This window comes from Amycolatopsis sp. (assembly GCF_035276945.1).
Lineage (GTDB): Bacteria > Actinomycetota > Actinomycetes > Mycobacteriales > Pseudonocardiaceae > Amycolatopsis_E.
In genome coordinates this window covers 45298-64771 of record NZ_DATELF010000147.1, presented here as the reverse complement: position 1 = coordinate 64771, position 19474 = coordinate 45298, and the positions used below count along the sequence as shown (strand labels likewise).

At 68.8% G+C, this 19474-nt stretch carries 17 protein-coding genes and 1 tRNA gene; 12 read left to right on the top strand and 6 right to left on the bottom strand.

Annotation, left to right across the window (positions count from 1 at the left end):
* Window positions 1-646: 646 nt before the first annotated feature.
* The gene (locus VJT49_RS26025) at window positions 647-841 is read right to left on the bottom strand and encodes a hypothetical protein (protein WP_324167552.1); all 195 of its coding nucleotides are present in this window, start codon (window positions 839-841) and stop codon (window positions 647-649) included.
* A gap of 250 nt (window positions 842-1091) precedes the next feature.
* Here VJT49_RS26025 and VJT49_RS26020 point away from each other — a divergent pair, with 250 nt between their 5' ends.
* The gene (locus VJT49_RS26020; RefSeq protein ID WP_324167551.1) at window positions 1092-1655 is read left to right on the top strand and encodes a hypothetical protein; all 564 of its coding nucleotides are present in this window, start codon (window positions 1092-1094) and stop codon (window positions 1653-1655) included.
* 93 nt (window positions 1656-1748) lie between these two features.
* On the top strand, window positions 1749-2255 hold the full coding sequence (locus tag VJT49_RS26015; protein WP_324167550.1) for a VirK family protein: 507 nt from the start codon (window positions 1749-1751) through the stop codon (window positions 2253-2255).
* 284 nt (window positions 2256-2539) lie between these two features.
* On the opposite strand, the gene VJT49_RS26010 is transcribed toward VJT49_RS26015, so the two are convergent.
* On the bottom strand, window positions 2540-3010 hold the full coding sequence (locus VJT49_RS26010; RefSeq protein WP_324167549.1) for a hypothetical protein: 471 nt from the start codon (window positions 3008-3010) through the stop codon (window positions 2540-2542).
* A gap of 830 nt (window positions 3011-3840) precedes the next feature.
* Between VJT49_RS26010 and VJT49_RS26005 the strand changes: the two genes are divergently transcribed.
* Window positions 3841-4107, top strand: a complete 267-nt coding sequence (locus VJT49_RS26005; protein ID WP_324167548.1) for a hypothetical protein — start codon at window positions 3841-3843, stop codon at window positions 4105-4107.
* Between the two features lie 667 nt (window positions 4108-4774).
* On the opposite strand, the gene VJT49_RS26000 is transcribed toward VJT49_RS26005, so the two are convergent.
* Window positions 4775-5530, bottom strand: a complete 756-nt coding sequence (locus VJT49_RS26000; protein ID WP_324167547.1) for a hypothetical protein — start codon at window positions 5528-5530, stop codon at window positions 4775-4777.
* An 827-nt stretch (window positions 5531-6357) separates the two neighbouring features.
* A tRNA-Thr gene (locus tag VJT49_RS25995) sits at window positions 6358-6433 on the bottom strand.
* 144 nt (window positions 6434-6577) lie between these two features.
* On the opposite strand from VJT49_RS25995, the gene VJT49_RS25990 reads away from it, so the two are divergent.
* From VJT49_RS25990 to otsB, 3 genes are all read left to right on the top strand, one after another.
* Window positions 6578-8092 (top strand): threonine/serine ThrE exporter family protein, encoded by a 1515-nt coding sequence (locus VJT49_RS25990; protein ID WP_324167546.1) that lies wholly within the window; start codon window positions 6578-6580, stop codon window positions 8090-8092.
* A 193-nt stretch (window positions 8093-8285) separates the two neighbouring features.
* The gene (locus VJT49_RS25985; protein ID WP_324167545.1) at window positions 8286-9728 is read left to right on the top strand and encodes a trehalose-6-phosphate synthase; all 1443 of its coding nucleotides are present in this window, start codon (window positions 8286-8288) and stop codon (window positions 9726-9728) included.
* Window positions 9729-9781: 53 nt separating this feature from the next.
* Window positions 9782-12313, top strand: a complete 2532-nt coding sequence (otsB, locus tag VJT49_RS25980) for a trehalose-phosphatase (protein WP_324167544.1) — start codon at window positions 9782-9784, stop codon at window positions 12311-12313.
* Between the two features lie 29 nt (window positions 12314-12342).
* Here the strand turns inward: otsB and radA are convergent, their stop codons facing one another.
* Together radA and VJT49_RS25970 are read right to left on the bottom strand one after the other, a co-directional pair.
* A complete protein-coding gene (radA, locus tag VJT49_RS25975; RefSeq protein ID WP_324167543.1) occupies window positions 12343-13701 on the bottom strand; it encodes a DNA repair protein RadA in 1359 nt (452 codons plus the stop codon).
* 82 nt (window positions 13702-13783) lie between these two features.
* Window positions 13784-14344: a hypothetical protein gene (locus VJT49_RS25970; RefSeq protein WP_324167542.1), complete on the bottom strand. Its 561-nt coding sequence runs from the start codon at window positions 14342-14344 to the stop codon at window positions 13784-13786.
* 275 nt (window positions 14345-14619) lie between these two features.
* Here VJT49_RS25970 and VJT49_RS25965 point away from each other — a divergent pair, with 275 nt between their 5' ends.
* The 6 genes from VJT49_RS25965 to rlmB all read left to right on the top strand — a co-directional run bounded on the left by VJT49_RS25965 (window position 14620) and on the right by rlmB (window position 19448).
* Window positions 14620-15111 (top strand): CarD family transcriptional regulator, encoded by a 492-nt coding sequence (locus VJT49_RS25965; RefSeq protein ID WP_324167541.1) that lies wholly within the window; start codon window positions 14620-14622, stop codon window positions 15109-15111.
* An 82-nt stretch (window positions 15112-15193) separates the two neighbouring features.
* Window positions 15194-15850: an IspD/TarI family cytidylyltransferase gene (locus VJT49_RS25960; RefSeq protein WP_414636093.1), complete on the top strand. Its 657-nt coding sequence runs from the start codon at window positions 15194-15196 to the stop codon at window positions 15848-15850.
* Window positions 15847-16320 (top strand): 2-C-methyl-D-erythritol 2,4-cyclodiphosphate synthase, encoded by a 474-nt coding sequence (gene ispF / locus VJT49_RS25955; RefSeq protein WP_324167539.1) that lies wholly within the window; start codon window positions 15847-15849, stop codon window positions 16318-16320. Before VJT49_RS25960 ends, ispF begins: the two co-directional genes overlap by 4 nt.
* A gap of 46 nt (window positions 16321-16366) precedes the next feature.
* Entirely contained in the window at window positions 16367-17050 is a 684-nt protein-coding gene (locus VJT49_RS25950; protein WP_324167538.1) for an HAD-IA family hydrolase, read from the top strand.
* Between the two features lie 41 nt (window positions 17051-17091).
* Window positions 17092-18483, top strand: a complete 1392-nt coding sequence (gene cysS / locus VJT49_RS25945) for a cysteine--tRNA ligase (RefSeq protein ID WP_324167537.1) — start codon at window positions 17092-17094, stop codon at window positions 18481-18483.
* A gap of 8 nt (window positions 18484-18491) precedes the next feature.
* On the top strand, window positions 18492-19448 hold the full coding sequence (gene rlmB, locus VJT49_RS25940; RefSeq protein WP_324167536.1) for a 23S rRNA (guanosine(2251)-2'-O)-methyltransferase RlmB: 957 nt from the start codon (window positions 18492-18494) through the stop codon (window positions 19446-19448).
* The last annotated feature ends 26 nt before the right edge of the window (window positions 19449-19474 follow it).

Below are 19474 nucleotides of genomic sequence, written 5' to 3'. Positions count from 1 at the left end.
CTCGGCGATCGCCTCCGGGCCGGCTTGGATAGCGGCGAGACCGGTGACCCTGCGCACGACCTCTTTGGACGGTCGATTCCCCTTGTGGGCCAGGGCGTCCCGGCGGATGCGGAACACCTGTTCGGCGCCGGGAAACTCAACGCCGGTAGCTGGGGCGATCCAGATCGCGCGGCGCGCGATGCGACCCTTGCTCGTGCCTTCGGTGACGTGGTGTCCGGTGCCGTGCGCGGCGTTGGGCCGCACCGCCGTGATCTGGGCGAGGCCGGGCGTGACTCCGGCGACTACTACGCGCACTCCGTCACCGCCAGCCGGACTGGGACGGTGATCCCACGTTCGTCTTCGACACACGTTGCAGCGCGGCTGCAGGCGCCCCGTTCATCTCCTTGAATGTCCTCATTGGACATCGCTCCCGCCGCAAAGGGTGACCAGGGCGAACCAGTACGTCCCGGCCACGGCGGGCACCGGTTTCAGGCGCCGTTCCGGTGGCAGTAAATTGCTGCCGCTGGCGATTGGGTTCAGGCAGTCAAGCTTTCGCCATACCGCGCGGGTCCCCCGGCGCACCGTCCCAGGCACCTGGACCCGGCCACCGGTTAGCTGACATGCTCTGGTCCCCTTCACCTTTCGGTTCCAGGTAAAGTCATCGGACCTAGCGGACCTCCCTTCGAGTCTGTCCCACCTGTAGCGGGGATGTGCCGAAGCGCCTCGTGGCGCACTGATTGCCTTTCACCGTCAGCACGTAGTCACCGCCCCGCTCGGCCGTCAGGTGATCGGCGGCGGCGTGCTGGGCATGCGCGGCGTCCCCAGTGACGACCACACCGGTCAGATCGAGCACCGCCAGCACCGCCGCCGCACGGTGCTACGCGGATCAGCCACCGTGCCCAGCATCTCCACCAGCGCAGCACTCCCGCCCTCCCCACATCTGGCCGGTAGCCAATGAACACGAATCCGGAGCACCATCGCGATCGCACGGACGCGGGCGACGAGTCCCGGCAAGCCGACAAAATTCCACAGAGTGCGGATGGATCCGCTGATCCTTTCTTGTAAGGTCGACTCGCGAACGACGAAAGGCTCGGGGTCCGGTGCGTACATCCATGAAAAAGCTCTTCCGGCGCGGGATAGTCGCGACCTCGGCTGGGCTCGCGCTCCTGTTCTCCCAGACGGGCACGGCGGCGGCCTGTCCCGCGGTGGGCTACGCCGAGCGCACGGTCACAACCGCTGACGGGTCGACCTTCCACCTGAGCCTGATCGCCGGTTTCACCACCCTGCCCGCGTCCGGTGGCCGGTCCGTGGTCGAGGGCGCGGGCTATAACACCGCGCAGGGGATCTTCCTTGCGTTCTGCGCAATACCCAGCACGGTCAAGGTGGGCGATCCCGCAACCTACACCGCGCTCCCCACACCCTGCCTGCCTGGCCATGCGACCAAGGACGGATCGTCCCGTCGCATTACCAACACTGCCACCGGCACGCCGGGAATCACGCTGCCGTATGGTCCGAACGGTTCCTTCGTCACCACCCTCGACAACCTCCGGCCCCAGATCGCGGACGGCGTCGTCTGCGACGTCACCGTCCAGTGCGCGATCGTCACCCGCGCGGACTTCACGGCCACCGGCGACCGATCGTACGACCAGTACATCCCGGTTCACTTCCAGCGCTGAGCGGCGCTGGCGGCGGAGGCGCGGGCCGTGGAGAGCGCTGCGGACAGCAGCACCCCGTGTGGTCCACGTCTGTCTACTGTGGATGGAAAACCGATGACGAAGGAGTGCCAGCGGATGCTCCGTGGAAAGCTGATCCTGTCGGCGATGTCCCTGATCACGACGGCCGGCCTGGTCGTGCTGACCCAGGACAGCGCGAGCGGATCGGAGGTGGTGACGTCCAGCCCCGGTCGCGGTGAGGCCCTGCCGACCTATCCTCAGCTTCTCACCGCGTTGAGCCGGGGCGAGGACGTCGCCGTCACGGTCTCCTTCCCCCACTGCACCGCAGCGGACACCGGCGCCCCCGGACCGGCCGTCACCGGTGGCCTCCGTATCAACGCCTTTCTCAGTTTCCAGGACGACTACATCGCCTTCTCGGACGTGCACGAGACGCTGGACCCTCAGAATCATCCGGTCACCGAGTACATCCGCTACAAAGTGACTCCGGACGACGTGGTATCGGTCAGCACGACGACGCTGGCTGCCGACTCCCGACCGCTTCGGTCGACCGGCTACCGGTGCCCCATGGGCAGCGGAGCATCCTTCACCAGGCACGACGGCTGACCGTCACGCGACAGGTCGCCCGGGTGCGGAGCCGGGCGATCTTGAGCAACCTCGATCTTTCGTTGCCGCGTGCGGTGCTCCCGGGCAGGGAAAAGGTGCGTTGCGGCCCCACCGACTTCGCCGACCAGCAGGCAAGGGTCGCCGGATATCCTTCGATTTTGTGACAACTGCGTCGGTACCAGCGCCAGGTGACAAGTAGCACCCGTACCGGATGACGACAATCGCTGGAACTCGCGGCGAATGCCCAGCGCGACGAACCTTCGGTGACAACAGTCGCTTGCAAGTCACAAGGCGCCTGTGACAACAAGCGGAAGTTGCCGCATACCGGTGTTGTCGCCGAGATCGACTGGTGACGTCGGCCTGCGCTCGTGAGTGCGTTCCGCCGCAACGCCGCCGAGTAGGCATCCCGACCGTCGGCTGTCCGGACGGGACAGCACCCGGGTCGGCGCCTTCACCCACCCGGAAGCCGCACACATCGACGATGTGCGGACACATCCGCTGTCCTCGTTCTGAAAGTAGGTGATCAGTGCGCTGACGCGGTGGGTACTCACGATCACATAATCGAGCTGGACGTCGTAGGACGGAAGCGCGAACCCGAGACCCAGCCCGACCAGGCTCACCCAGATCACCACGAACGAGTACCCGTCGCCGGTGCCGGTGAAGGCGCCCGTCACGAGCCCGGCGCCCATCAACAGGAAACCAAGCGCCGCAAACGACTTTCGCGCCGAACTTCCCTGGTAGAGCTGCCAGCCCAAACCTGCGGGTGTCGAAGTGCGGGAAGACGAAGTCACCCGATTTTCGGCCGTGCTGTTTTGTGGAAACTGTGAACGCGGTCTGTTCGACACCGTCCAGGTATACGGTGACACGGTTGTCGGTGGCGTCGAGGAAAAATTCCACGCAGCGCCGGCTTCCGGGCGACGGCCGGAACCGAGGTCTGCCAAGCGGTCCAGTCACCCGCAGGGCCCGGGTCCGACCCCACACCAAAGAAGTTGGCGCCAGAAATGGGCACGTACTGGCCGCCGAGCGGGCGCCAGCGTCGGCGAGTCGGAGCCGAAAGCGTCGGCGAGGGTCCAGTCGGGGCGGTGAGGAACGCGACCACCCTCAGACGCCTGCGGATCCAGAAACTGTTGCCGGGTGGAGTCAGGCCGGGCACCACGAGAAAGGCACGGCCGTTCCCGTCGGTGTGGATGTGCAACTCCCGGCCGTGCCCGGTGTCGCTGGGTTCGATTGTCAGACTGCCGCCGGAGGTGTCGGTGGCCCAGCCGTGGCCCGGCGTGACCCGACCAACGGGCAAATGATCGAAGTCCTCCGGAGGGGAGGCGGCCGCCGTGCGCAACCGCCATTGCGCGGGCGACGTCAGCAGCGCAACCGCCACGGAAAGCACGGCGACAGCCGACTTCTCAAACGAATCATGTCAACCAGCATCGCTGAGGCAAAGCTGGCAAACGGCCAGGAACGAGACGCTCCGGCCTCACCGAACCGACGAGCCGCAAGGAAGCCGCTGTCAAAGTTCCACCGAACGGTTGATGCCATGTCCCGGAGCATGCTCAATGATCAGGTGACGAATCAACGAAAGGATCCAAACATGAGCAACATCGAGACGATGGTTCGAAAGAATTTCGACAGCCGGAATCTTAGGCCGCTGGAACTTTCAGGCTCGCAACCGGATTTTATCGGCGCAATACTCCACGCGGTCCAGGAATTCTCCGCGGCCGGGACAGCGAATGGGGTATACGGCTGCGGGTTCGCGCCCGATTCGCGCGAGGAGGGCCAGGTCGCCGCCGAGAACGCTGACAAGGCGTCGATCGCGACGCTGCTCGACGTTCGCAGCAAGGCTCATTCCGGCGCGTGACACAGGCAGTGAGGCCGACTGGTGCCCGTTCCGGCCACCTCCGATCAGAGAAGCCTCCACCGTCAATCCATGTGAGAGTTGCCGTGCCACCCGAATCGGTTGACAGGGTTCGGGCAGGGGCGGCGGAGACCTGATCATCACGGCCCCACCGGTGACCGCTACACCAGTCACCGCGAAATCCCTCCACTGCCCCGCACCGGCCCGCCGTGGCGCCCCTGTCCCGAACTCGAGACGGTCGGCCTTTCGGCGCGTTGTGCGGCAAAGGTGCCTTGCTGCGTTGATGATCGGAGTTGCTGAAGCTTCGATCCGGCACCGCAGGAAGGCACCTTCTTGGCGTGAGCTGACCTCACGTCGGTGTCAGTCCACGGCGGCCCCCGAAAGACCAGCCTGACGAACCGTGGAAACAGACGCTCGCAGCGTCGGCCCGGCGGTGGCAGGAACACCGATCGCGGCCGCAGTCAGCGAGCGGCCACGCCAAACCGGCGACACGTCGGGCTCAAGACGGGCGCCGCGACGGCATGACCGGCACCGCTCTATTTACCACGTCACAGGCTGGAACATCGGCTTGATGAACAGCCTGCCCATGGCCACCCCGCAGTATCCGTGCCCGAGGTCGTAGTACTGCCAGGGCTCATCGTCGGCGGCGGCACCCGTGCCAGATCCAGATTCAGCCGCTGTCGACAGAGTTTCTTCCGGTTGGGGTGTACGACCGGTGCGGGTCGTCCATTTCCGTGCAGGGGAACTTGCCGGGCGACGTGCACCGGGGTGTGAAGAAGGTGGAGCAAAAGGTGGTCTCGCCTTGCGCCGTGACGGCGATGTCCACGTACACGGTGAAGCCGGGTGTGGCCCGGCTGATGTGGAACGTGATGTCGGCGTCGCCGTTCCCGGATGCCTGCGCGCTGTGCGTGGTGTCCGTTGTCTTGTAGTGCGCCGTCGCGGTGACACTCGCGCCAGCGCGACCGGTGTGCACAAGCACGTCGGTGGTCGCGTAGTCCGCCGGGTGCGGGTCGGACATGGAGGCCGTGCAGGACAGACCGGCCGACGGCGGGACCGGCGTACGCGTCCTCGGCGCGAAAGAGGCGACCGTTGTGGGCGCAGGCGGCGGAGGCGCGACAGCGGTCACGACCGGCTTCCCCACCGGCGCGCTGCTGGGCGTGTACGAGGTCTCGACCGGGACCGGCGACGAACTCGACGCGGTGGCGATATTGGTCGTCGAAGGGGGCGCCACCGCCAGGTCATGCTGGGGAAGGGCGGCCGGGGCCGCGAACGCGGCGCCGGTGACGAACACGAGGAACGAGCCGCCCAATACGCCCGCGGCAACCTTACGGCTGCCGATCCGCGCCCACCGCACGCGACCGCGGATCAGGGCCACGACCGCGACGATCACCCCAGCCAAACCGACCAACGCCAGTAGGTTCCACACCTGGCGAACCCTTTCCTATCACCCCGCGTCCCAGCAGCACTGGGGAAGTAGACAGCTCACCGAGGGACAACGGCACTTGTCGCGGGTCCGCTTCAGCGGTCGCCATCGTGGCGGGCGGTGTTACAGTGTCGACATCGTGTTCTGGAGATGACACAGCAGCCCTGCCCGTCCCTGCCGCGGGCGGAGGACACAATGGCCATCCCAGAAACCCCGTCACCAGTGCCAAGGACATCAGCCGCCGTGCGAGAGACAACCGCCGCCGAGCTGGGCCTGCCGCACGCCGATGCGATACGTGCTCGCCGTCCACCTAGCCGACGAACAACGCACCGACCTCGACCTCCACAACCTGGTACGCGCGTAATTCCGCACCCACCTACGGTTACGTAGACGCACAGCATGAAGCAGCCCGCGAACGGCTGCCGGTCCGCCGAGCCAGCGGGGTGGGTGGCGACCGGCTGGCCCGGCACGGTCAGACCGCTACGACAGGTGGTGCCGCCTCGCACCTCGATACCGGGGTGACCGCGACGTTCGCGCACCCGGTTCCGGCGGACAGGTCACCGTCGACGGCCAGATCGGCGCCATGGCCTGGGTGTCCTGGTGACATCGACGTCGACCGGCGCCCGCAACGCTCGCTCGACGGTAACCCGTTCGGCCTGGTACGTACCAATGGCCGGCGGTCGAGGAGGCGGTCCGTTCACGAGCATGACGCAGAAGCCGCTCGTTCCGCGCGACGCCAAACTGCTCGATCAGGATCCGGACCCGACAGATGCGCCACACGGCTGAACGGTAAACCGGCTGCTACGTCCGCAGACGCGAAGAAAGATTTTTGGAGCCGACTAGGGGACTCGAACCCCTGACCTGCTGTTTACAAGACAGCTGCTCTACCAACTGAGCTAAGTCGGCCGGACGCGGGTCATCGTAGCAACCGCTGCCGAGGCCCCGAGATTGCTGCATGATCGGCGAAGTGGCGCACACCACCGTCACCACCATGTTACGCGACGCGACCGCATGGCGATGGTGACGGTGGGAACTGGGAGGTGGAGCCGTATGAAAAGCAACCAGCGCGCTCGCGGGCCGGCGAATCGCAGGCGCGGCTGGCACATACTCGAAGCGCCGCGGGATCCCGCGGTCGACCGGGCCAACCGGAGGAGGAGGGCGACCGAGCCCCGCCGCAGGGCCTGGCACATTCTCGAGGCGCCGACCGGGGAGCAGCCCGCCCCGGACTCCGGCGCCGAGCACGGCCCGGCGCTGCCCGACGAGCCGTCCGTCAACTTCGTGCTCGATCTCGCGCTGCGCGTCGGCGAGGTGCAGATGGCCAGCGGCGCGGGCGCTTCCGACGTCACCGCGACGATCCTCGCGCTGACCTCCGCGCTCGGCCTGCCACACTGCGAGGTCGACGTCATTTTCACGTCCATCACCGTGACCTGCCATCGCGGCACCGAGCTCGCGCCGGTCAGCGCGTTGCGGGTGGTGCGCTCCCGCAGCCTCGACTACACGCGCCTGTCCGAGACCGAAATGCTCGTCCAGCAGATCATCCGCGGCCATGTCAGCGCCGAAGAGGCGTACGCCGAGCTGCAGAAGATCACCAGCGCGCCACATCCGTATCCGCGCTGGGTCGCGACTCTCGCCTGGGGCGGGATGGCCTTCTTCGTGACGCTGATCCTCGGCGGCGGGCTCGACGTGGCGGGGGGCGCGTTGGTCATCTCGGCGCTGGTGGACCGGGTCGGCCGCCAGCTCAACAAGTACGCGCTGCCGTTCTTCTTCCAGCAGGTGGTCGGTGGGCTGGTGGCCACCGGGCTTGCCACCGTCATCGTCAACACCGGGCTGGTGCCGGAGCGGTTCTCCACTCTCGTCGCCGCGGCGGCGATCACCGTGCTGCTGTCCGGCCTGTCCACCGTCTCGGCCGTGCAGGACGCGATCACCGGATACAACGTGACCGCGGCCGGGCGCACCACGGAGACCGTGCTGATGAGCGCCGGCCTGATCACCGGGGTCGCGCTGGCCCTGAACCTGGCCAAGGCCGCCGGATTCAGGCAGGTCGTGCCCGAACTGCCCGCACAGACCGCGCTCGGCCTGCCCGTGGTGACGGTCGCGGGCGCCGGCACCGCCGCGTGCTTCGCGCTGGCGAGCTATTCCACCCTGCGGTCGCTGCTCGTGGCCGGCGCGGCCGGGGCGATCGGCGCCGGGGTGTACGGCGCGCTGATACTGGCGTCTTTTGACACCATCACCTCTTCCGCCGTCGCGGCGACGCTGGTCGGATTCTGCGGGGGCGTGCTCGCGCGGCGGCTCAAAGTCACACCTCTTGTGGTAGCCGTTTCGGGAATTACCCCGCTACTGCCCGGTCTTTCCACCTATCGTGGGCTGTACGAGCTGGCCACCGAAGCGAACGGGATGTCGACCCTGATGCGCGCGGTCGGGATCGGGCTCGCCCTGGCGGCGGGCGTGGTGCTTGGTGAGTACCTCGCGCAACCGGTGCGCACCGGGTTGGGCAGACTGGAACGCAAGCTGGCCGGTCCCCGGCTGGCCGGTCCGCTTCGGCCGGCGAGGCGACGATTGGAATAGAAAGGCATGACCAGGCGAATTGATCGCTATCTCCGCGTCACGGCGCGCCAGTACGAGGGCACGGAAGTTACCCGATTTCGCGCATGCGCCTGAAGCGAAGAGAGTAGCGTTCGTTGGCCTACCGCGCGGTCGATCTTCGTTTCGCGCCACGAGATAGTGTTCTCCAGACGAAGGCGCACAGGGAGCAGGTGACGTGAGCGAACCAGCAATCGGTCAGGCTTCGGCGGACTTCGTCGTGGTCGCCAACCGGCTGCCCGTCGACCTCGACCGTGCCTCCGACGGCACCCAGCGCTGGACGGCCAGTCCCGGCGGCCTGGTCTCCGCGCTGGAACCGTTCCTGCGTTCCCGCAAGGGCGCCTGGGTGGGCTGGCCGGGTGTGCCGGGCGTCGAGGTCGACCCGTTCGCCGACGAGGGCATGGTGCTTTACCCGGTCACGCTGACCAGTGAAGACGTGCGCGACTACTACGAGGGCTTCTCCAACGCCACGCTGTGGCCGCTCTACCACGATGTCGTCCAGCCGCCGGTGTTCGAGCGGAAGTGGTGGGAGGCCTACGTCAAGGTCAACCGCCGGTTCGCCGAGGCCAGCGCGAACGTGGCCGCCGAGGGCGCCACCGTCTGGGTGCAGGACTACCAGTTGCAACTGGTCCCGAGCATGCTCCGCGAGTTGCGCCCCGACCTGCGGATCGGGTTCTTCCTGCACATCCCGTTCCCACCGGTGGAGCTTTTCATGCAGTTGCCGTGGCGTGCCGAGATCGTGCGGGGGCTGATCGGTGCGGACCTGGTCGGCTTCCACCGTCCGGGCGGCGCGCAGAACTTCCTGTGGCTGGCCCGCACCCTGGTCGGGCTCGAGCCGAGCCGTGGCGCGGTGGGTGTCCGGTCGCGGCCGGGCATGATGCAGGTCGGCAACCGGACCGTGCGCGTGGGCGCGTTCCCGATCTCCATCGACGCCGCCGGCCTGGACGCGCTCGCCAGGACCAAGCAGGTGGCCGAGCGTGCCGCGCAGATCCGCCGTGACCTCGGCAACCCGAAGACCCTGCTGCTCGGCGTCGACCGGCTCGACTACACCAAGGGCATCGACCTGCGCCTGCAGGCACTGCACGAACTCCTCCACGAGGGACGGGTCCGCCCGGAGGACGTCACGTTCGTGCAGCTCGCCACACCGAGCCGGGAACGCGTCGAGCACTACCAGCGCATGCGCGCCGAGATAGAGCAGATGGTGGGTCGGATCAACGGCGAATTCGCGCGTGTGGGGCACCCGGTCGTGCACTATCTGCACCAGTCGGTCAACCGTGCGGAGTTGGCCGCGTTCTATTCGGCGGCCGACGTGATGGTCGTGAGCCCGCTACGCGATGGGATGAATCTCGTCTGCAAGGAGTACGTCGCTTGCCGGCACGATCTGGGCGGCGCGCTCGTGCTGTCGGAGTTCGCGGGCGCCGCGGCCGAGCTGACCAGCGCCTTTCTGGTGAATCCACACGATCTCGATGGGGTGAAAAACGCCCTACAGGCGGCTATTACGCTCGACCCTGCTGAGGGCAGGCGTCGGATGCGCGCCCTGCGCCGACAGGTCCTTACACACGATGTGGATCGGTGGGCAAGGTCGTTTCTGGAAGCGCTTGGGTCAGAACCACTCTCGTAAACTTCGCCTACCTGTCACACTGACACCGAAATGCTTTGAGCTCCTGAGGAGGAGTGTTGACCGCCGAGTCCCTGCCCGCCGAACTGCGCCGTGCGATCGTGCAGATCGCCCGCACTCCGCGACTTCTGGTTGCGTGCGACTACGACGGGACGCTCGCTCCGATCGTGAGCAACCCGGACGAGGCGCGACCGTTGCCCGAGTCCGTGGGTGCGCTGCGTTCGCTGGCCGGACTGCACGAGACAACCACCGCGGTGATTTCCGGCCGCGCCCTGCGGGACCTGGCGACCCTGTCCCGGCTGCCGGCCGAGGTGCACCTGGTGGGCAGTCACGGATCCGAGTTCGACATCGGGTTCGTGCACGCGCTCGACGCCAAGGCCCGCGAACTACACCGCGAGCTGGAGCGCGAGCTCGACCAGCTCGTCGACGAGGTTCGCGGCGTGCACCTGGAGGTCAAGCCGGCGAGCATCGCCGTGCACGTCCGCCGCGCGGACCGCGACCAGGCCGAACGCGTCCTCGCCGAAATCCACAATGGACCGTGCACTTGGGACGGTGTCTCGACCACCGACGGCAAGGAGGTCGTCGAGCTCGCGGTGGTCCAGACCGACAAGGGCCGGGCCCTCGACACGCTACGGCACCAGGTCGGCGCCACCGCCGCCATCTTCCTGGGTGACGACGTCACCGACGAGAAGGCGTTCGCCAGGCTGTCCGGCCCCGACATCGGGGTGAAGGTCGGCGGCGGGGAAACCCTCGCGACGTATCGGGTCAGCGGCGCCGAGGACGTGGCGACCGTGCTCGCCTTCATCCTCGAGGAACGGCGGAACTGGCTCTACGGCGAGCAGGCTCCCCCGATCGAGCGGCTTTCGATGCTGGCCAACGAGCGGTCCGTGGCGCTGCTCACCCCGGACGCCCGGCTGACCTGGCTGTGCCACCCCGGCCCCGACGCGCCGGCCGTGTTCGCGGACCTGCTCGGCGGCAGCAGCGCGGGGCACTTCTCCGTCAAGCCGCACCGCAACGGCCTGCCGCTGGGACAGCGGTACCTGCCGAACACCATGACGGTGGAGACCCGCTGGTCCCGGCTGCTGGTCACCGACTACCTGGAACCGCACGGCCCGGCGCACCGCACCGATCTCGTCCGGGTGATCTCCGGCTCGGCCACCGCGTCCGTGGTGTTCGCGCCGCGTCCGGAGTTCGGCGGCGTGCCGGTGCGGCTGGTGGCCGAGGATGACGGTCTTCGCGTGCTCGGCACCTCGGAGCCGATCGTGCTGCGGGCGCCCGGCGTGAGCTGGGAAATCACCTCGGACGGCCTGCACGACACCGCGTCCGCGCTCGTGCAGCCCACCGCCGATGCCCCGGTCGTGCTGGAGCTTCGCTGCGGCACCACGGAACTCGGCCCGCACGAGGAGTCCGAAGTGGATCGACGGGCCAGGGCGGGCGCGTACTGGAGCGAATGGGCGTCCGCCCTCAAGCTGCCGCACGTGGAAACCGAGCTGGTCGCGCGTTCGGCGCTGACGCTGCGCGGCCTGTGCAACAGCGACACCGGCGGCGTGCTCGCCGCGGCGACCTCCTCGCTGCCCGAGGAGATCGGCGGCGTCCGGAACTGGGACTACCGGTACTGCTGGATCCGCGATGCGGCGCTGACCGTGCGTGAGCTGGTCGGGCTGGGCTCGGTGAAGGAGGCCGAAGGCTACCTGCGCTGGCTGCACGACGTGCTCGACACGCTGGCGGGTCCCGAACGGCTGCACCCGCTGTACACGATCGCGGGCACCCAACTGGGTGCCGAGGCCGTGATCGAGTCCCTGCCCGGGTACGCGGGTTCGCGCCCGGTACGCGTCGGCAACCTGGCCAACCACCAGGTCCAGCTGGACGTGTTCGGCCCGGTCGTGGAGCTGGTGTGCGCGCTGGCCGAGGTCCGCGGCGGACTCCGCGACGAGGAGTGGGACCTGGTGCGGGCGATGGCCGAGGCGGCCACCCGCCGCTGGTCCGAGCCGGACCACGGGATCTGGGAAGAGCGGCACGTCCCGCGGCACCGGGTGTATTCGCGCGTAATGTGCTGGGTGACCATCGATCGCGCGATCAGGCTCGGCGAGATCTACGAGCGCGAGATCGCGGGAGACTGGGCGAAACTGCGCGACGAGATCGCCAACGACGTGCTGACGCACGGCTGGAACGACGAGGTGCAGGCGTTCACCACCGCCTACGACGGCACCGACCTCGACGCGGCTTCGCTGTTCGTCGGGCTGTCCGGGCTGCTGGATCCCTCCGATGAGCGGTTCCAGTCCACCGTCACGGCGATCGAGGCCGAGCTGCGGAGCGGCTCCACGGTGTACCGGTACCGCCGCGACGACGGGCTACCGGGCGGCGAGGGTGGCTTCCACCTGTGCGCGGCGTGGCTGATCGAGGCGTACCTGCTGTGCGGGCGGCGGACAGAGGCGGAGGAACTGTTCGAGCAGCTCGTCGACGCCGCCGGGCCGACCGGTCTGCTGCCCGAGCAGTACGACCCGATCGCCGAGCGTTCGCTGGGCAACCACCCGCAGGCCTACTCCCACCTCGGTCTCATCCGCTGCGCCAAACTGCTCGCGGAATAACCCCGGCTCGCCGAAGTCCTCAACGGGTCCTAAGCGTGCGCGGCCGCGTTGAGGGCCTCGGCGACACTGGCGACTTCGAGCACCCGGATGCCGTCGGGCAGCTTGCCCGGATCGGGCGGCACGATCGCGTGAGTGAAGCCGAGGCGGGCGGCTTCGGCGAGCCGGCGGCCGACCCCGGTGACGCGCCGGATCTCCCCCGCCAGGCCCACCTCGCCCAGGGCCACCAGTCGCGGCGACAGCGCTCGATCGCGCACCGAGGACGAGATCGCCAGCACCACGGCGAGATCGACGGCGGGCTCGGTGACCTTCATGCCGCCCACGGTCGCCGCGTACACGTCCTGCTTGCCGAACTGCACTCCGCCGCGCTTCTCCAGCACGGCGAGCACCATGCCGACTCGTGCGGAATCCAGCCCGCTCACCGCCCGGCGTGGCTGGGGCAGGCTGGACTCCGCCACCAGCGCCTGCACTTCGCACAGCAGCGGCCGCTTGCCCTCCACGGTGACCGTGATCGCCGTGCCCGGTACGGCCTCGGTGTGCCGGCTCATGAACAGCCCCGACGGGTCGGGCACGCCCACGATCCCGTCGTCACGCAGTTCGAAACAGCCGATCTCGTCCGCGGGCCCGAACCGGTTCTTCACCCCGCGCACCATTCGGAGGGTGGAATGCCGGTCGCCCTCGAAGTGCAGCACGACGTCCACCAGGTGCTCCAGCACCCGTGGCCCGGCCACCGAGCCGTCCTTGGTGACATGGCCCACCAGCACCACCGGCAGGCCGCGCTCCTTGGCCAGCGCGACCAGCCCGGCGGTGACCGCGCGCACCTGGGTGACCCCGCCCGGCGAGCCCTCGGCCTGCGGGGAGGCCATCGTCTGCACCGAGTCGACGATCAGCACGCCGGGGTTCACGGCGTCCACATGCCCGAGAATGGCCGACAGGTCGCTTTCGGCGGCCAGGAACATTCCGTCGTGCAGGTTCCCGGTCCGCTCGGCACGCAGCCGCACCTGACCCGCGGACTCTTCCCCGGTCACGTAGAGCGAGGGCCTTCCGTTGGCGGCGGCCCACTGATACGCGACCTCGAGGAGCAGGGTGGACTTGCCCACACCTGGTTCGCCGGCCAGCAGCACGACCGCCCCGGGCACGAGCCCGCCGCCGAGTACGCGGTCGAGTTCGGGCACGCCGGTATGCCGGGCTCTGGCCGCTTCCAGGTCGACCTGGGCGATCGGCCTCGCCGGTGCGCTGGGCGCCCCCGCGGCCACCCTGGCCAGCGCCGGGCGCGCGTCGCCCCGCTCCTCGATGGTGCCCCAGGCCTGGCACTCCGGGCACCGGCCGACCCATTTGGCCGCCTCGTACCCACACTCCGCACAGCGGTAACTGATCCCCTTCTTCGCCACGGCAGGAGACGCTAGCGGCTACCGGTGACAGTTTCCCCGCCCGTGACGCGCCCGCCAGGGCGGCCGGCCAACCTTGGCAGGCTCAGTGGCTGGTGCCCGCCGGCTGCGCCTCGTTGCACGAAAGCGTTTTCGTCGGGGCCGCGATCGGCACCTCGAGGGTGACCGCCCCGGCATCGCGGAAGGTGAAGGTGACCGGGGTCAGCTGGCCCGGCCAGATGGCGGACTTCAGGCCTCGCAGGGTCGCGGTCGCGTGCCCGATCCTGGTGTCGGCGGCCTGGCTGGCAGTCGCACCGTTCGTCACTCCCACCACGAGGGTGCTCCCGGCGACGATGGTTTGCTGGCCCTGAACGGCGCCGCTGGCCGCAATCGGCGAGCCGACCGAGACGAGCTCGTCGTCCTTCGGGCCGCCGTTGGCCACGACCAGTTTGAGCGGAGCGTCCGAACCGGCCGGGTAGGCCTGCTGACAGTTCTCCGTGTTGGCGAGACTCACGTTGCGCAGCGCCAGTTTGCCCGCTTCGCCGAGCGCGCCGTTGACGGCGGGCAGCATGGTGTTGGTCTGGGTGATCTGCCCGGCGCCGCAGCCTGCCAGCACCAGGGCGGCTCCGAGGCCGAGCACGGCCGAGCCGAGCACACGACGTTTCACGCTCTTTCAGTCCCTCCTGGAGCCCGCCTTACCACTGCGCAGACTAGCCCGGCCCGTTCCGGGCGGCCGAACCCGGTGCCACCTGCGGCCGGAAAACCGTCCACAGTGGATTCTTGATCAACCGCCGAACCACCTGCGTGAGCACGCCTCTCGTTGGTTTGTCAACCCCCGGCAAACCCGCAATATGGCCCTGACCTGCGAGGACGATCTCGGCCCGCTAGGTAGGCCCACCCGTGGCGTGCTAATATGGGGTCAGCGAAAGGGGCAGAGGACACATGGTTTTCAAGGTCGGAGAGACCGTCGTCTACCCGCACCACGGTGCCGCACTCATCGAAGCCATTGAGACCCGTGTGATCAAGGGCGAGGAGAAGCAGTACCTCGTCCTGAAGGTCGCGCAGGGGGATCTCACGGTTCGCGTCCCCGCAGACAACGCCGAGATCGTGGGCGTGCGGGACGTCGTCGGTCAAGATGGTCTGAACCGCGTTTTCGACGTGCTGCGTGCGCCGCACACCGAGGAGCCCACGAACTGGTCTCGTCGGTACAAGGCCAACCTGGAGAAGCTCGCCTCGGGCGATGTCAACAAGGTAGCCGAAGTGGTGCGCGACCTCTGGCGGCGAGAAAAGGACCGTGGCCTTTCCGCAGGTGAGAAGCGGATGCTGGCCAAAGCCCGGCAAATCCTGGTGAGCGAGCTCGCTCTCGCCGAGGGCACCGACGAAGGCAAGGCGGAGAGTTTGCTCGACGAGGTGTTGGAAACCGCGGCGGTTTAGTCCTGCCATAGTTCACGGCGGCCACGAAGTGACTACTGAGCGGGTCGTGTCCGTGTGGCTACGCGGAGAACCGTCGGTGAACATGAAGGTGGCTGCCCTGCTCATCGCGGACATCGACACCGCGCGTGTCCGGGTTCGTGGTGAACCGTTACTCAAGCACGCCGTTCGCGGCCTGGTCGAATCCGGCTGTGTTGGCCGGATCGTCGTGGTGGCACCGCCAGGCGCCGAGTCGATCGTTCGGGCAGTACCCGGCATGCCATGCCGGATACTGCCCTCGGCGGCGACCCGTGCCGACTCAGTCCGGCTCGCCTTCGAGGCGGCCGGAGGTCGCGATGCCGTTGATGTCGTTCTCGTCCACGACGCCGCGCGCGCGCTCGTACCGCCCGCCACCATTCGTGCCGTGGCCGAGGCCGTCTTCCAGGGGGCGGAAGCCGTCGCTCCGGTACTACCCGTCACGGACACGGTGAAACTCGTCGGGGCCGGCGATGTCATCACGGCCACCGAAGACCGGTCGCGGCTACGCTCCCTCCAGACTCCGCTGGGCTGCGCTTGGAAGGTGCTGGCGGAAGCGTGCGCACGTGGCCTCGACCCGTTGTCGTCGCCTCCCGGCAAGGTGCGCACCGTCGCCGGGCATCCGAACGCGATCCGGCTCGTGACGCCCTTCGACCTGGCCCTCGCGGAAGCACTCCTGCTCGACGAGCACGAGCAGCGTCATCCGGACAGTGGAGGCCAGAAGTGAGGATCGGCACAGGCACCGACGTGCACCCCGTGCAGGAGGGCCGCGAGTGCTGGATCGCCGGGCTCCGCTGGGAGGGAGTGGCCGGGTGCGCGGGACATTCCGACGGCGACGTCGCCGCGCACGCGCTGTGCGACGCGATGCTGTCGGCGGCCGGGCTCGGCGATCTCGGTGCGGTGTTCGGCACCAGCGACCCGCGCTGGGCGGGCGCGCACGGGCCCGAGTTCATCGCCGAGGTACGGCGCCTGATCGAGGCGGCGGGCTGGCGGCTGGGCAACGCCTCGGTACAGGTCATCGGGAACGCGCCCCGGATCGGCACGCGCCGCGAAGAGGCACAGGACGTGCTGAGCAAGGCCGCGGGCGGACCGGTAAGCGTCAGCGGCACCACTACCGACGGCCTCGGCCTGACCGGACGAGGCGAAGGTGTGGCGGCCATGGCGAGCGCGCTGCTCGTGCCGTGCCCTGCCGAGTAGCTCACAAGTCCGTCCTTGGCGGGACGCCCGCCGCTAGCCTGTGATCGTGACGATTCAGGCCGTGATGTTCGACTTCTCCGGCACTGTGTTCCGGTTGGAGCAGGACGCCAGCTGGCTCGCCGAATTGACCGACGACGACGGAACGCCATTCGATATCGAGGCGCAGGCCGAAATCATGCGACAGATGACCGCGCCCACCGGGCAGGTCGTGCGATTGTCCGAGGAATACCAGTACGCCTGGGAGAACCGCGACCTCGACCCGGCGTTGCACCGGAAGATCTACCTCGAGGTGCTGCGGAAGTCCGGGCTCCGGCCGGACCAGGCCGAGGCGCTCTATCGCAGGCTGATCGATCCCACCGAGTGGACGCCCTACCCGGACACCGAAGCGGCCCTCAAGCGAGTGTCCGGCAACGGGCTCGAGGTCGGCGTGCTGAGCAACATCGCCTTCGACATCCGGCCGGCGTTCGCCGCACACGGCCTGACCGCCTACGTCGACGAGTTCGTGCTCTCCTTCGAGGAGGGCGCCGTCAAACCCGACCCGGTGATCTTCCGGACCTTGCTGGACCGGCTGGGGGTGCCCCCGGAGAATGCGCTGATGGTGGGGGACAGCGAGGAGGCGGACGGCGGGGCCAGAGCGCTGGGCTGCCACTTCGCGCTGGTCGAACCGCTGCCGACCGCCGAACGGACGGATGCTCTGCTCACCGCCCTCCGCCGGCACGGAGTCCTCTGACCCGCACGACTACCAAACAGCGCAGCCTCTACCATTTCAGGGTGGCCCTACACCTTTACGACACCGCGACCAGGAGCGTGCGGGAGTTCCATCCCGCTCGTAGTGGAACGGCGTCCGTGTATGTCTGTGGGGCCACCGTGCAGGGCGTGCCGCACATCGGCCACGTCCGCGGCGCGCTGAACTACGACGTGCTGCGGCGCTGGCTGGTCCACAATGGACTGGATGTGCTGTTCGTGCGCAACGTCACCGACATCGACGACAAGATCCTCACCAAGGCCGCGGACAACGGCTCGACCTGGTGGGAGTGGGCGTTCACGCACGAGCGCGCGTTCGAGGACGCCTACACCGCGCTCGGCTGCCTCCCGCCGTCGATCGCGCCGAGGGCGACCGGGCATGTGACCCAGATGATCGAACTGATGCGACGCCTCATCGACGGTGGGCATGCTTACCCGGCGAGCGGCGACGTGTACTTCGCGGTCAGCACGTTCCCCGGGTACGGCGAGCTTTCGCGGCAACGCCTCGACGAGGTCCAGCAGGGCGAGACCCTGGGCGAGGGCAAGCGGGATCCGCGCGACTTCACGTTGTGGAAGAGCGCGAAGCCCGGTGAGCCGTCCTGGCCGACACCGTGGGGCCCCGGGCGTCCCGGCTGGCACCTGGAGTGCTCGGCGATGGCGACCACCTACCTCGGCGCGGAGTTCGACATCCACGGCGGCGGGGTCGACCTGGTGTTCCCGCACCACGAGAACGAACGCGCCCAGTCGCAGGCGGCCGGGGACCCGTTCGCGCGGTTCTGGCTGCACAACGCGTGGGTGACCCTTTCCGGCGAGAAGATGTCGAAGTCGCTCGGCAACGTGGTGGCCATCGAGGAGATGCTGCGGCACCACCGCGCGGCGGAGTTGCGGTACTACCTCATCCAGCCGCACTACCGCTCGACCATCGAGTACTCCGACGGCGCGCTGTCCGAGGCCGCGCTGGCCTACCGGCGGATCGAGCAGTTCCTGCGCCGGGTGGCGGGCCGCACCGGGGAGGTCAGGCCCGGCGCTCCGGCCGCGGGGTTCACCGAGGCGATGGACGACGATCTCGCCACCCCGACCGCGGTCGCCGCGGTGCACAACGTGGTTCGCGAGGGCAACGCCGCGTTCGACGCCGGGAACGACGAGGAAGCGCGTTCGGCGGCCGGTTCGGTGCGCGCGATGATGGGCGTGCTCGGTCTCGACCCGCTGGCGCCCGAGTGGGCGAAGTCCGCGGGCGCCGACACCCCGGCCCGGCACGCACTGTCGGACCTGGTCGAGGGCCTGCTCGCGGAACGGCAGGAGGCCCGCACCGCCCGCGACTTCGCCCGCGCGGACGCCGTGCGCGACCGGCTGCTGCAGGCCGGCATCACGGTGGAAGACACCCCAGATGGTCCACTGTGGACCGTCAAGGACGCATAGGAAGCTTGATGGCTGGCAATTCGAAACGCCGGGGCGCGGTGCGCAAGACCGGCACGAAGAAGGGCGCCGTCGTCGGCTCCGGTGGTCAGCGGCGCAAGGGCCTGGAAGGCAAGGGCCCGACACCGCGTGCGGAAATGCGGCCCGGCCACCCGGCCCAGCGACGTGCGGCCGCGGCGACGAAGGCCGCGCAGGCCCGCGAGAAGAAGGCCGAAGGCCCGGAGGTGATCGCCGGACGCAACCCGGTGGTCGAGGCGCTGCGCGCCGGGGTGCCGGGGACGACGCTGTACGTGGCGCTGAACATCGACGCCGACGACCGCGTCACCCAGGCCGTTCGGCTGGCCGCGGACCGAGGTATCTCGATCCTGGAAGTCCCGCGCGAGGAACTGGACCGCAAAACCAACCGCGCCGTGCACCAGGGCCTCGGCCTGCAGGTGCCGCCGTTCGAATACGCGCACCCGGACGACCTGCTGTCGGCCGCACGCGACTCGGGCGAACCGCCGCTGCTGGTCGCACTGGACGGGGTGACGGATCCGCGCAACCTGGGCGCGGTGGTGCGCTCGGCAGCCGCTTTCGGGGCGCACGGCGTGCTGGTGCCCGCGCGGCGCAGCGCCGGCGTCACCGCGGTGGCGTGGCGGACGAGCGCCGGAACCGCGGCCAAGCTGCCCATCGCGATGGCCACCAACCTGACCAGGCAGCTGAAGGCGTGGGCGAACGAGGGGCTCATGATCGCCGGGCTGGACGCGGACGGGTCGGTCGACATCGACGGCCTGGAGCTCGCCGCGGACCCGCTGGTCGTCGTGGTGGGTTCCGAGGGCCGCGGGTTGTCCCGGCTGGTCCGCGAGACCTGCGACGTCACGGTGTCCATCCCGATGGCCGCCAACGTGGAATCCCTCAACGCCTCCGTGGCGGCAGCGGTCCTGCTCGCCGAGGTCGCCCGCCGCCGTCGCGTCGCCGGCCGCGTCTGACGGAGGCCCTGTGCTGGGGGGCTGAT

Bases quoted from the DNA above. Each gene is read 5' to 3' on its own strand.
- VJT49_RS26020 (WP_324167551.1), top strand. From the start codon at position 1,092: ATGAAAAAGCTCTTCCGGCGCGGGATAGTCGCGACCTCGGCTGGGCTC.
- VJT49_RS26015 (WP_324167550.1), top strand. From the start codon at position 1,749: ATGACGAAGGAGTGCCAGCGGATGCTCCGTGGAAAGCTGATCCTGTCG.
- VJT49_RS26005 (WP_324167548.1), top strand. From the start codon at position 3,841: ATGAGCAACATCGAGACGATGGTTCGAAAGAATTTCGACAGCCGGAAT.
- VJT49_RS25990 (WP_324167546.1), top strand. From the start codon at position 6,578: ATGAAAAGCAACCAGCGCGCTCGCGGGCCGGCGAATCGCAGGCGCGGC.
- VJT49_RS25965 (WP_324167541.1), top strand. From the start codon at position 14,620: ATGGTTTTCAAGGTCGGAGAGACCGTCGTCTACCCGCACCACGGTGCC.
- VJT49_RS25960 (WP_414636093.1), top strand. From the start codon at position 15,194: ATGAAGGTGGCTGCCCTGCTCATCGCGGACATCGACACCGCGCGTGTC.
- rlmB (WP_324167536.1), top strand. From the start codon at position 18,492: ATGGCTGGCAATTCGAAACGCCGGGGCGCGGTGCGCAAGACCGGCACG.